We start from the raw sequence: 12,381 nt of genomic DNA on the forward strand, positions 1-12,381 counted from the left end.
TCAAAGGTAAATTATAGCTAAGAAGAATGCCGCCGTAGCTCAGTAGGTAGAGCGCTCGGCTGTTAACCGAGTGGTCGCAGGTTCGAGTCCTGCCGGCGGCGTTATTTTGGGCCCATAGCTTAGCCAGGTAGAGCGCCCGGCTCATAACCGGGCGGTCATGGGTTCGAATCCCATTGGGCCCATTTTTTTCCTAATGCTCCGGTGGTGTAGCCCGGCCAATCATTTCGGCCTTTCGAGCCGAAGACTCGGGTTCAAATCCCGACCGGAGCATAATTTTTTATTTTTATTCATAGCGGGGGTGCCCGAGTGGTCAAAGGGGACAGGCTTAGGACCTGTTGGCGTTAGGCCTTCCAGGGTTCGAATCCCTGCCCCCGCATGTAAGAAATCACAATGGCCGGGGTGGGGTAGTTGGCCATCCTTCGGGACTGTGGATCCCGCGACTCGGGTTCAAATCCCGGCCCTGGCCTTATTTTCATCCTTTAAAACTAATTTTGTGGTATAATGTATAGAAAAGGTTATTGTAGAGAATTAGATCTTGTAAATCTTTTTTGGGATAAAGGTTTTGCAGCTCTCAGAGTAGCAGGTTCCGGAAGTTCTTCAAAACCATTGCCAGATATTGTAGCAGGGAATGGAAAAAAATATTTAGCAATAGAGGTAAAGTACACATCAAAAGAAGTTCTATATATTAATTTCAGTAAAATCGAAGAGTTAATTAAATTTTCAAAACGATTTGGAGCTGAAGCATATATAGCAGTAAAATTTAGCCATAAAGATTGGCTGTTTTTATCACCAAAAGATCTAAAGAAGACTAGAAGTGGTAACTATCGTATTGATATTGATTTAGCAATGCTGAAAGGTAAGTTATTTGAAGAGATTATTGGGGAAGAAAAACAAATGAAACTTATTGATGATCACTGAGAATTTTTTACCATATGGACAATTCCTACCTCTACAATAGGACCTAAAAAATGTATCTCTGCCAGTTTTTTATGACTTTTAACTTTAAAACCTTGGTTTCTTAATTTATCAATTAAAATTTTAGGATTTTCAAAATTTTCATATCTGTGGTATTCAAATATTATTTCTTTAAACATTGAAAGATCAGAATTTTTTATTATTTCATATTCACAACCTTCACAATCCATTTTTAATAAATAAGGCTCTACATTATATTCATCAATTATTTTTTCAATCGTTGTTGATTTAACTCTAATTTTCTTTTCACCATTTGTATATGATGAAGCACCGCCACTCATTTCTAAACCATCATATGAAATTTCTATTTCTCCTTCACTACTACTAACAGCTTTATTTATAAATTTTATTCTATTTGCCAAATTTTTATTTAAATTTATATTTTTTAATGCAAGTTTATACACTTCTGGGATAGGTTCAAAAGCATAAACTTTATAGCCTTTTGATGCAAAATATAGAGCTGTGTCACCTATGTTACCTCCAATATCTATCACCGTTTCATCATCTTTCGCTTTTCTAACTCTATATTGTTCTTCAACAAAAGTTTCATAAATTGCATAACGATTTACAGAATTCAAGAACCTTATACCATTGATTTCTATAATTTTGTTGTTTCTTTGGTTTAAGAATGCTTTTAAATTATTTATTCCTACTTTGGAAAGTTTTTGAGAGCATGCTAATATCAAGTAATCAAAATATTCTCTCTCTATATCATTTTTATCCAATTCGATGTTTCCCAAATATTTAAATGCACATTTACATTTATCTTTCAATCCTAAACGGAACAACAAAACACTTAAAGCACTTAAAGGATCTTTAGTTGCTTTAAAAATTAATTTTGTCCACAAATATTTTGACTTCAAATTTTTAATCAATCCTTCCACCTCTTTTTAAAATTCTCAACTCTTAAAAGCCTCAAAATTATTATACCATTCTTTTAATTTATTTTTTAATTTCTTTTTAAATACTTCAAAGTCAAATGGCTTTGCAAATTCTCTTATTTTTTCATTATCCCATTCTAAGTCATCAAGTATATTTATTGCCTTTGCAATTGAGTTTTCATCCCCTTTAGTCACTATTCCTCCATTATAAATATTTAAACCATTTTTGTTTTGTAAATAACCAGTTTTTTTTAGTAATATTGGTGGAAAACCAGTTTTATTTACAATGACTGGTTTTCCAGCTGCAAGAGCTTCGACAGGTACAATTCCAAAATCTTCATTTTTGGGGTTATAAATGACCGCCTTACATCTTGAAAGAAGATCTAATTTTTCTTTGTTATCAACATAGCCTTTAAACTCAATTAGCTTTCCTTCATAATTTTTAACATATTCATATGTTTTTTTATCATTTCCTTCCTCTCCAATTAAAACTAATTTACTTCTAGTTTTTTCACAGGCATTTATTACAGGCATTATTTGTTTTGCTTTATCAAATCTGCCTATATGGAGAAAGAAATCTTCATTGTCTTTAAATTTATAATTTTTGAGTTTTAAAGGAGGATACAAAATTGTTGAATCTCTTTTTAAATATTTCCATAGCCGATGCTTTATCACTTCAGAATTTACAAAATAATGATCGACTCTTGAATCAACAATACTATCAATGTATCTAAAAAAATTCGCAAAAAAGAAAGATAAAATTCCTCGATTATATGATTTCTTCCAATAATAATGCCATAAATCATAAAAAAATCTCATTGTTGAGTGACAGTAATTTACATGCATTACATCCTGTGGTGTAATCAAAGCTCTTGGAGGATTTCCAGATGAAATAATAATATCAAAATCATCAATTTCACCTATATCTATCATCTCATAATACAAATAAAGGAATGATGCAATTTTTGGTTTGAAAATTCTAGCCCAGCGAGGAATATATTCAAACAAATTAATTATCTTTATTTTTCTTGCTTCTGGTTCAATTAATTCCTCATTATCTTTAAAAACAAATGTATATATCTCTTTTTTGTCTAAAGCTTCAGCTATATCTGCTACTAATTTTTCTCCACCACCTGATATCACAAAGCTTTCATGGAAGATCCCTACTTTCATTTTTTTACCTCACATTATTTAATTCAACATCTATATATTTAACCGAATTAATATTATTAATAAAATTTTGAGGTGTGAAATATATGCAATGTTTGTGCTGTTGCAGTTACTCATGGTGATAGATTTAGTTATTTACGTAAGTGTATTAGTGCGGCATTTAATGAAGGTGTTAATAAGGCTATAATTGTTGACAATAATTCAGATCCTAGAAGTAGAGAAAAATTACGTAAATATGAAGAAAATAATGATAAAATAAAAATTATTTACTTAAATGAAAATTACGGTTCTGCTGGTGGTTTTAAGAGGGGAATGATGGAAGCATGCATAACTTATATAGACTTTATTATTTTGCTAGAAATGAAGAATACTTTTTTTAGGAAAATATATCCAGCAAAACGAAATAAATTACTGTATTATATTAACATGTTTACATTCCTTTTTATTGTCTTGATCCACGATATATTTATTAACCATTCTTTAATAGCCTTAAAAACTATTTTAAAAGCAAAAAAGGATGGGAAAAAAGGTAATTTAGGTAAAAATCCAAATTTTGAATACCAATCCACAAAAGTAAATTAACTATAGTGAAATTCGTCTTCTATCAAGTAACTCTTGTCTTTTACCTTTATTCCAACCTCCACTTGCTCTTTTTGCCCTACCAACCTGTTGTACATAACCTGTGATCCTATCATACCATTCAATTTCATCTTTTTCTCCACAGTTAATACATGAATCTTTTAATCCTCTCATCAAAGTCTTACATCTCAAACAAAAACTAAGTGCATTGCTATATGCCCAAAATCCTATCTCTGATCGTTTACAAATTTTCTCTGTTAAACTCATCAATCCTTTAGGATTTGGTGCTGATTCACCTAACCAGACGTGAAATATATGTCCACCTTTTGTCAATGGATGGAATTTTTCCTCTATTTTAAGTCTATCAATGATGTCAAGCTCAGAATCAACTGGTATATGACTTGAATTTGTGTAATAATATGCTCCTTCTGTGCCCTGAACTACAGCATCAAAACGTTCAATATCAAGCATTGCAAATCTATGTGCTGTAGATTCTGCTGGCGTTTGCAGTACTGACCATCTCCAACCTGTTTCATCCCTTAACTCCTGAGCTTTTTTGTTTATTTCTTCAATGATTTTAATTCCAAACCTCCTACTATATTTATCCTCTAATCCTTCTCCTGTATGTGTAATTAACATTTCATTAAGTCCAACAAAGCCAAAGCTAAGTGTTGCATTCTCAATTCTATAATACATCTCGCCATCGAATTTCTGTGATAAGAAAGGTAAAATATTGTATTGGTTCAAACATTTTAATGCATGCTCCCTTCGTATTTCAAGTACTTCTTTTGCCAATCTTAAATAATCATGTAAGTAGTCATATATTTCATCATCATCTCTACTCCTGTAGGCGATTCTTGGCAAGTTTACAGTTACATAAGCTAAATTACCTGTCCTTAAACAATCAGCCTCCCAATTCCCTGTCCATTCTGTACCTAATCTAGTTCTACATCCCATTGCATTTACTAAAACATTATTATAGCTTGTTTCCATATTTAAGAAATAAGGAGTACCATATTTAGCTGATAACTCATGCACCATCTCCAAAAGCTCAGGATCCCATGTTTCCTTTCTTAATACATAAATTGTATTTGGGAAGAGATGTGGTTTTCCATAAGCATCTCCTTCAAGTAAAACTTCTGTGAAAGCTCTTGCTAAAAGTTTTGCCTCATCCTGATAATCCCCATAAACTCCTACTTTCTCACCACCAGGACCGTATGCTGTTTCATCCTGGAGGAATTCAGGGACTCCTAATTCTAAATTAATACTTGTGAATGGAACTTGACTTCCTCTAGCAGCGTAAGCCATATTAAGATTGAAAATAAACATTTGAACAGCTTGTTTAATGCGTTCATAGCTTAATCCCTCTACAAAAGGTGCAACAAATATATTCCACAGTGACATTGCTTGGCCGCCAGACATATTTTGTTGTGCTGCTAGCATTATTTCGCCACAGTGATTCATCAATGTTTCTAGATGTTTAGGTTGTGCAGCAACACTTGTGTGATCTCCTGTCCCATCCACTTTGAGTCCAAAACGAATAAAAAGCCTTAAATCATGTTGGAGACAATTTAGAGGTCTAGCAGGGAAAAATTCAAGGTCATGAATATGTATATCTCCACTCATGTGTGCATCTGCAAGATGAGAAGGAAGCAATCGTAATAATGCATATTGTTTGAATGCTTCATCAGCTACATACTTATGTATTGTTTCTGAGTTATGAACCATGTTTGCATTATCTCTTGAACCTTCTTCTATCAATTTTTCAATATTATATACAGGAATTCCTAATCTTGTATGTCTCTTCCTCAAATCTTCAAGACCATACTCAACTAATTTTACATTTACAAATTCTCTTATCATTGGGGAAGTTACATGGTCAATCCTAAGTTTTTTTAGTTCTTTCCAAATTTCAGATGCTATTTTTTTAGCTATATGTTTTGGAGCCCCTGTTTCAACAATTAATGCTCGTTCTATTTTTTTCTTATCAAATTTTTCTATTTTATCTCTACTTGTTCTTACCTTTAATTCATTTGCAGCCAAATATTCATCTGCAGCCTTTTCATCAATTTTTTGTAATTCATTATATACCAACATTTTTATTTCACTTGTTGTCATTCCATCATATGCATTTGAAGCTACCTTTGATGCAATTTTTTTTGCCACTGACAATGAGACACCAATGTTTAACAATGATCTAATTATTTTTCCAGGTCTAAACTTTTCTTTAATCCCACTGCTCTTTTTTATAGTAATGCCTGCTTTCGATGGAACATACATCTTTACATCTTTTTGCAATTGGATCACCACTAATAATTTCAATTGAAAAATTATTACTTAAAAACTTTGCATAACATGTTCCATTTCTAAAAACTTAAAAAACAAAAATGGAAACTTGCAAGTAATCATCTATATCAAATCTTATATAAAATTTTCCAATTGAAAAGCACAGGAAAAGGTTATAAAATGAAAAAAAGAAATATGGTGTTAAAAAAGTTGAAAATAATATATCTTTAATTTAAAAAACTAAAAAGAAGATGTTCAACAAAATTTAAAGTCTGAAAATAACATGTTCAAAAATTATTTTTAGGAATTTTTAGCTCCAAGAAAGTAATTTATCTGAAATAAATTCTGGAGGTACTGGATTTATATAAGCAAAAATTAAAATTAAAGTTAAAGAAAGGAATACAACCAATAAAATAAGTTTGTCCTCTCTATATGGGTATATTTTATAAATCAGCATGCAAAATAGGAAAAACAAAACAATTATGGCTAAAGAATAATTTTTATTTGGATTTTCCACTTTTATTTTTTCTAAAGGTAATATCTTAACAATCTTACATTCAACTATTAACCTTTTACTTGTTGAACCAAAAGGATAGCAAGTAACAAGTAACAATTTATTGCCTTGACGCAAAGGTATTTCATAGTCTGCAGGAACTACAAATGATTTATCAACTTTATATTCAATTTTTCCAACTTTTGGCCAATTAACATATACTACATCGCCTTTTTTCAATTTATCTAAATTCATAAATGGAGATCCATAAAGCGTTCTATGTCCAAAGAGGACTGTAGTTCCAGACCCAGGAATGGACGATCTAGGATCATAGTATACACCATAAGCTAGTGATTTGTTGTTGATTTCTTCTTTTAAGTTTATTGCAGGTATCTCTAAGGTGGCTGTGTATTTATTCTCTATAGTTATCTTTGAGGCATAATAACTTACCTCAATAAGTGCATAAAGAAAAATTATAAAAACCCCAACAATGATCATAACTGTAGATAATTTTACTTTCACATTTCCGCCCCCAGTACACATTGATATCTCTCTACTATCTAAAAAAATTAACGAGGTAAAAAACGTGAAAAAAAATATAATAATAATACCAGCGTACAATGAAGAAAAGTCGATCGGAAAGATTGTTAAAGAATGTTTGAAATATGGTGAAGTCCTAGTAGTTGATGATGGTTCAACAGATAATACATCAAAAATTGCAAAAAAATATGGTGCAAAAGTAATAAAACATGGGGAGAATAAGGGTAAAGGTGCAGCATTGAAAACAGGGATTAAAGCAGCATTAAAAGAAAAGTATGATACATTAATTTTTTTAGATGCTGATGGTCAGCATGATCCTAAATTTATACCCTATTTTTTGGATAAAAAGGCAGACATGGTTATAGGATCCAGGTTCTTACATGGAATTGAGGAAATGCCGCTGCAACGTCGGCTTTCCAACATGATAACAACTAAGATTATAAATTTGATAACAAAATATAATTTAACAGATAGTCAGTGTGGTTTTAGGGCTATCAAGGCGAAAAATGCAGAAATTTTTCTTTCTATCCCCTACAATGATTATATATTTGAATCAGCTGCAATAATTAAAGCTGCTGAACATGGACTTAAAGTTGAGGAAGTACCTATAACTTGTAAATATCAAGGTAGAAAATCCTACATAAAGTTGAGAGACATTGTAAAATTTATAATTTTCCTAATAAAAACATTAGGTGGAAAATTGTGTCAAAAAAAAGCATTATAATTTTTTCAATAAGTTTTTTATTAATATTATCGCTGATCTTGTGGATCGGACCATATAAACTTTATAAAACAGTGATTAAGGCAAATTGGAATTTATTAGTATTAGCAATGTTTACACACATCTTTGCAATTATCATTAGGTCTGTGAGATGGGGAATATTAACACGGGAAAATGATCTGAAAAAAAATTTTATTGTGAAAACTATAGGTTTATTTGCAGGTAATATAACACCTTCAAGGGCTGGCGGTGAACCAATAACAGCCCTGGCAGGCAAAAAAATCAATAAAATATCTTTTTCATTAGGAATGTCCGCAGGATTAGTTGAAAGATTTTTTGATCTTGGTGTAGTTGGTATTATTTTGATTATAGTTGGGTTCTCAATGCCTAAACTACGATTTATAGCTATTATTGGTGGTTTATTATCAATTTTAATCACTGTCCTCATCTATGTTTTTGCTTGGAATGCAAAAATAGGAACAATGTTGTATGTTAAATTCCACAATATTTTAAAATTTTTACCATTAGATGAAGAAATATTGGATAATCTATATGTTAAAGCCATAAATACAATTGAAAAAATAGTTACAGAAACAAGAAAAATTTCTGTTTTTAGATTATTTTTAGTTTCATTGTTATCAATTTTGTCCTGGCTAACAGAATGTTTTAGATTGTATCTAGTGATACTTGCATTCAACAAGTATATTGCCTTCCCACTTGTTGTTGTATTATTTTTAATTGTAAATGTGGTTGGCATTGTTTCTGCATTGCCTGGTGGTATGGGCTCCATCGAAGTCTCATCTACAGGTTTATTGGTTTTATTTAAAATTCCAAGTTCTATAGCAGGTAGTATTGCATTTATGGACAGAGTTGTATCATTTTGGTTAGTAACAATACTTGGATTGGCATTTTCAATATATTATGCACCAGATATACTAGATGAAACTAAGAAATATATTGAAACATTGAAAACTGAGTGATTTTCATGGATGATGTGGCAATAATAATTCTGAATTGGAATGGATGGAAGGATACAATTGAATGTTTAAAATCTCTTAACAATTTAAATTATAAAAATTATGAAGTTATAGTGGTTGATAATGGATCCACAGACAATTCTGTTGAAAAAATCAAGGAATACATAGAAAATAAACCTAAATTTAAGTTAATAGCAAATGAAAAAAATCTTGGTTTTGCTGGTGGAAACAACATAGGAATTAGATATGCACTAAATAATGAATTTGAATATATTTTGCTTCTTAACAATGATACTGTAGTTGATGAAAATTTCTTAAAGCCTATGGTAGAATTATTGGAATCAAGTGATGATATAGGATTTGTTGGACCAAAAACTTATTTTTATGATAAAAAAAATGTAATTCAGGTTGCTGGCGGTGGATATGTAGATTTAACAACTGCCAGAGCTTATCTGTTAGGTTATATGGAAAATGATTCTAGTAAATACAATGAAGTAATTGAATTGGATTATGTAAGTGGTTCATGTATTTTAACTAAAAGAGATGTAATTGAGGAAATAGGATTGTTAGATGAAAGGTTTTTTATGTATTATGAAGATGTTGAATGGTGTTACAGAGGAAAAAAACATGGTTATAAGTCATTTTATCAGCCAGAGGCTGTAATATGGCATAAACATGGTGCATCCACAAATAAATGTTTTGAGTTGTATCATTTAAACAAAAGTAGAATTTTGTTTATTAAAAAAACTGGAATGAAAAACTTCATTAAATTTGTTTTTAAATTTTTTTCAAATGTTTTTTGGCTGGAAAGTTACTATTATATAAGAAAATATCCTCAAGCATATAAATGTTATTTAAAGGGATTGTTGGAGGGTTTTAAAGGATGAAAATAAATTTTACAGTGAAATTAACAGCGATGACAGGGGGTATAAGATTTGTATTTGAAATTGCAAATAGATTGGTCGAGAGAGGACACGATGTAACCATAACAGCATTAGGAGGAGATCACAGATGGTTTCCATTGAAAGCAGAAGTAAATTATGTACCTTTACCAAAATTCTTTAAATTTTTTGATTACGTGAAAAGACTTATTTTTAGAAGAAAGCTGTATTATTATGAATTAAATACTCTAGCTAGAAAAATAGGTCTTAACATTGATATGATTAAAGTTTTGGCAAAATATACACCTGATTGTGATGTTAACATTGCAACAAGATTTTTAACAGCGTTTGCTGTATATAGAAGCAATAAAGGAATTCCTGTTTATCTCTGCCAAGATTTTGAGGAATCTGTTGCTGAAAAAGGCGACTACTACCTTAAAATGTTTTATGAATCTTTGAATCTTCCTATGCATTTTATAACCATATCTGAATGGATGAAAGAATGGTTAAGTGAGTATTCAAACAATGTTTTTTTAGTTAGGAATGGAATAAATCATGACATTTTTTATCCAAGAAATGTTGAAAAAGATGGAAAATATGTGATGGGTATATATAGGGATTTAGAATATAAAGGTGGAAAAGAACTTATAGAAGCATTGAAGATAATTAAAAGAAATAAAAATGATGTTAAAACAATAGTTTTAGGTAAAGACTTTGGAGATATTAGTTATAATAGAGTTAGTGATAAGAAATTATCAGAATTATATAATTTAGCTGATGTATTTATCTATACCTCAAAAGTAGAAGGTTTTGGATTACCTCCATTAGAAGCCATGGCTTGTGGAACAGCTGTTGTAACAACAGATTGTAAAGGTGTTAGAGAATATATGGAAGATGGAAAAAATGGATTCATAGTTCCAAGAAATCCTAAAAAAATTGCGGAAAAAAGCATTGAATTATTAGAGGATGAAAAGTTAAGAAGAAAAATTGCAAGAATGGGAATTAAAACAGCAAAAAAATATAATTGGGATAGAAGTGCTGATGAATTTGAAAAAATACTATACAAGATAGTATGATATCGGTGATATGCGTATACAACAATGAAAAAATTTTAAATGATTATTTGTTAAGGTCCTTAGAAAAACAAGTTGACCATGAAAGAATACTAGTGGATAATAGATTCAATAAATTTAAATCTGCTGCTGAAGCCTTGAATTATGCTGGAAAGAAAGCAAAAGGAGATTATTTATTATTTTGTCATCAAGATGTTGAACTTCTAACAAAAGATTGGCTTAAAAAAGCTGAAGAAATTCTTGAGGATCTTGATAATTTAGGTGTTGCTGGAGTTGCTGGTGTAACTAAAGAAGGTGTAAAGAAAAATGTTATAATTCATGAATTTCCACCAAAAAGGTGGGGTACTCCAACAAATAAACCTGTTGAAGTAGAAACTGTTGATGAATGTTTATTTATAGTTCCAAGAGAAGTTTTTAAAAAATATAAATTTGATGAAAAAACTTGTCAAGGATGGCATCTTTATTGTGTTGATTATTGTTTAGATTTAAAAAAGAGAGGATTTAAAATATATACTCTTCCATTGAAAATATATCATCTCTCCAAACATTCTGAAGAAATGAATGCATTGAAAACCATTTTAAATCTCGGATATCATCCTAGTGATTATTATGAAGAACTTAAGAAAATTTTAGAGAAACATAAAGATCTCAAGGAGATACATACTACATGCGGTACCTGGAGAACAGATGAACCATTGCTATTACAAAGATTAAAACTTCTATTTTCATTGGCATTAAGAAAAATTCAAGGAAAATCATAAAGGAAGTTGTTTACATGAAAGTATGTTATTTTGGTTCATATCCAGAATATTATCCAAGGCATAGAATTATAAAGAAAGGATTGGAAAAACATGGAGTTGAAGTTTGTGAAGTTGTTGATAGATCACATATATTGTTAAGGTATCCAAAACTTGCATTAAAATATTTTAAGGAGAAAAATTTTGATGTTATTCTTGTTGGTGAGGCAAGTAATTTTGTTCAGCCATTGGCATTACTTTTAAAAAAAATAACAAATAAGCCATTGATATTTGATACATATGTTTCTGTATATGATACAAATAAAGATAGAGGTATTTACAAGAACATCAACAAAATATTCTATTTTTTAGATAAAATAAATTGCCAATTCTCAGACATTGTTTTGCAAGATACAAAACAAAATTTACAATATTTTCATGAAACATTTTCTATTCCAAAGGAAAAATTTAGGGTTGTATATATTGGTGCTGAGGAAGATATTTTCTATCCAAGAGATTGTTGTGAAGATAGATTTAATGTTTTATTTTATGGAACTTATATACCACTTCATGGTGTTGAATATATTGTTAAAGCAGCTAAATTACTTCCAAATGTTAAATTTACACTTATTGGAAGAGGTCAGACATATCCAAAGGTTAGAAGATTAAGTAAAAATTTAAATAATGTAATATTTAAAGATAAGGTTCCCTATTTTCAACTTCCTAAATATATTGAGAGGGCTAGTGTTTGTTTAGGTATATTTGGAGGAACTGACAAGGCTATGCGAGTCATACCAACTAAAATTTACCAGTCAATAGCAATGAGAAAACCTGTTATAACTGGTGACTCACCAGCTATTAAAGAACTTTTTGAGGATAAAAAGAATATTTTATTGTGTAAGATGGCTGATGAAAATAGTTTGGCAGAAACAATTGAATTACTTAAAGAGGATGAAAAATTACGTAATAAACTTTCAAAAAATTCATACAAATTATTTAAAAAGAATTTAACTTCTTACCATATTGGTAAAAAAATAAAAAAAATAATAAAGGAAGTAAGGTTTTAAT

12 protein-coding genes, 5 tRNA genes and 1 pseudogene are annotated in these 12,381 nt (G+C 30.3%); 14 read left to right on the forward strand and 4 right to left on the reverse strand.

Features of this window, described 5'->3' with window-relative positions; genetic code table 11:
• Window positions 1-28 precede the first annotated feature (28 nt).
• The 6 genes from ACZ5LY_RS04000 (at window position 29) to hjc (ending at window position 918) form a co-directional block, all read left to right on the forward strand.
• A tRNA-Asn gene (locus tag ACZ5LY_RS04000) sits at window positions 29-101 on the forward strand.
• Window positions 102-108: 7 nt separating this feature from the next.
• Window positions 109-182: transfer RNA gene (locus ACZ5LY_RS04005), tRNA-Ile, on the forward strand.
• A gap of 13 nt (window positions 183-195) precedes the next feature.
• Window positions 196-270: transfer RNA gene (locus ACZ5LY_RS04010), tRNA-Glu, on the forward strand.
• Window positions 271-292: 22 nt separating this feature from the next.
• Window positions 293-376: transfer RNA gene (locus ACZ5LY_RS04015), tRNA-Leu, on the forward strand.
• Window positions 377-393: 17 nt separating this feature from the next.
• Window positions 394-466: transfer RNA gene (locus ACZ5LY_RS04020), tRNA-His, on the forward strand.
• 35 nt (window positions 467-501) lie between these two features.
• Window positions 502-918, forward strand: a complete 417-nt coding sequence (hjc, locus tag ACZ5LY_RS04025; RefSeq protein ID WP_013414137.1) for a Holliday junction resolvase Hjc — start codon at window positions 502-504, stop codon at window positions 916-918.
• Here hjc and ACZ5LY_RS04030 read toward each other — a convergent pair.
• The gene (locus tag ACZ5LY_RS04030) at window positions 912-1,850 is read right to left on the reverse strand and encodes an FkbM family methyltransferase (protein ID WP_464576960.1); all 939 of its coding nucleotides are present in this window, start codon (window positions 1,848-1,850) and stop codon (window positions 912-914) included. The genes hjc and ACZ5LY_RS04030 overlap by 7 nt on opposite strands.
• A gap of 24 nt (window positions 1,851-1,874) precedes the next feature.
• Window positions 1,875-3,029, reverse strand: a complete 1,155-nt coding sequence (locus tag ACZ5LY_RS04035; protein ID WP_464576962.1) for a glycosyltransferase — start codon at window positions 3,027-3,029, stop codon at window positions 1,875-1,877.
• 180 nt (window positions 3,030-3,209) lie between these two features.
• Here ACZ5LY_RS04035 and ACZ5LY_RS04040 point away from each other — a divergent pair.
• Both ACZ5LY_RS04040 and ACZ5LY_RS04045 read left to right on the forward strand, forming a co-directional pair.
• Window positions 3,210-3,290 (forward strand): annotated as a pseudogene (locus ACZ5LY_RS04040) (hypothetical protein); the annotation flags it as partial.
• A 51-nt stretch (window positions 3,291-3,341) separates the two neighbouring features.
• On the forward strand, window positions 3,342-3,608 hold the full coding sequence (locus tag ACZ5LY_RS04045; protein ID WP_464576964.1) for a hypothetical protein: 267 nt from the start codon (window positions 3,342-3,344) through the stop codon (window positions 3,606-3,608).
• Here ACZ5LY_RS04045 and nrdD read toward each other — a convergent pair whose 3' ends face one another.
• Window positions 3,609-5,885, reverse strand: a complete 2,277-nt coding sequence (gene nrdD, locus ACZ5LY_RS04050; protein ID WP_464577991.1) for an anaerobic ribonucleoside-triphosphate reductase — start codon at window positions 5,883-5,885, stop codon at window positions 3,609-3,611.
• 316 nt (window positions 5,886-6,201) lie between these two features.
• Entirely contained in the window at window positions 6,202-6,906 is a 705-nt protein-coding gene (locus ACZ5LY_RS04055) for a sortase (RefSeq protein ID WP_464576966.1), read from the reverse strand.
• Window positions 6,907-6,970: 64 nt separating this feature from the next.
• Here ACZ5LY_RS04055 and ACZ5LY_RS04060 point away from each other — a divergent pair, with 64 nt between their 5' ends.
• From ACZ5LY_RS04060 to ACZ5LY_RS04085, 6 genes are read left to right on the forward strand one after another with little or no spacing between them, the layout of a single operon-like run.
• Complete coding sequence (locus ACZ5LY_RS04060; protein ID WP_464576968.1) at window positions 6,971-7,648, forward strand: glycosyltransferase family 2 protein; 678 nt, start codon at window positions 6,971-6,973, stop codon at window positions 7,646-7,648.
• The gene (locus ACZ5LY_RS04065) at window positions 7,627-8,625 is read left to right on the forward strand and encodes a flippase-like domain-containing protein (RefSeq protein WP_464576970.1); all 999 of its coding nucleotides are present in this window, start codon (window positions 7,627-7,629) and stop codon (window positions 8,623-8,625) included. The genes ACZ5LY_RS04060 and ACZ5LY_RS04065 overlap by 22 nt, the downstream gene beginning before the upstream one ends.
• A gap of 5 nt (window positions 8,626-8,630) precedes the next feature.
• Entirely contained in the window at window positions 8,631-9,509 is an 879-nt protein-coding gene (locus ACZ5LY_RS04070; protein WP_013414144.1) for a glycosyltransferase family 2 protein, read from the forward strand.
• Window positions 9,506-10,579, forward strand: coding sequence for a glycosyltransferase family 4 protein (locus ACZ5LY_RS04075; protein WP_464576972.1), 1,074 nt, complete (start codon window positions 9,506-9,508; stop codon window positions 10,577-10,579). The genes ACZ5LY_RS04070 and ACZ5LY_RS04075 overlap by 4 nt, the downstream gene beginning before the upstream one ends.
• Complete coding sequence (locus tag ACZ5LY_RS04080; RefSeq protein ID WP_464576974.1) at window positions 10,576-11,337, forward strand: glycosyltransferase; 762 nt, start codon at window positions 10,576-10,578, stop codon at window positions 11,335-11,337. The genes ACZ5LY_RS04075 and ACZ5LY_RS04080 overlap by 4 nt, the downstream gene beginning before the upstream one ends.
• 14 nt (window positions 11,338-11,351) lie before the next feature.
• Window positions 11,352-12,380 carry a glycosyltransferase gene (locus ACZ5LY_RS04085; RefSeq protein WP_464576977.1) on the forward strand — a complete coding sequence of 343 codons (1,029 nt, stop codon included), beginning with the start codon at window positions 11,352-11,354 and terminating at the stop codon, window positions 12,378-12,380.
• Window position 12,381: the final 1 nt, after the last annotated feature.

This window comes from Methanothermus sociabilis (genome assembly GCF_055392295.1).

Excerpts from the sequence above, each read along its gene's own strand:
- hjc (WP_013414137.1), top strand. The coding sequence starts at position 502 with ATGTATAGAAAAGGTTATTGTAGAGAATTAGATCTTGTAAATCTTTTT.
- ACZ5LY_RS04035 (WP_464576962.1), bottom strand. The coding sequence starts at position 3,029 with ATGAAAGTAGGGATCTTCCATGAAAGCTTTGTGATATCAGGTGGTGGA.
- ACZ5LY_RS04045 (WP_464576964.1), top strand. The coding sequence starts at position 3,342 with ATGGAAGCATGCATAACTTATATAGACTTTATTATTTTGCTAGAAATG.
- nrdD (WP_464577991.1), bottom strand. The coding sequence starts at position 5,885 with ATGTATGTTCCATCGAAAGCAGGCATTACTATAAAAAAGAGCAGTGGG.
- ACZ5LY_RS04070 (WP_013414144.1), top strand. The coding sequence starts at position 8,631 with ATGGATGATGTGGCAATAATAATTCTGAATTGGAATGGATGGAAGGAT.
- ACZ5LY_RS04075 (WP_464576972.1), top strand. The coding sequence starts at position 9,506 with ATGAAAATAAATTTTACAGTGAAATTAACAGCGATGACAGGGGGTATA.
- ACZ5LY_RS04080 (WP_464576974.1), top strand. The coding sequence starts at position 10,576 with ATGATATCGGTGATATGCGTATACAACAATGAAAAAATTTTAAATGAT.
- ACZ5LY_RS04085 (WP_464576977.1), top strand. The coding sequence starts at position 11,352 with ATGAAAGTATGTTATTTTGGTTCATATCCAGAATATTATCCAAGGCAT.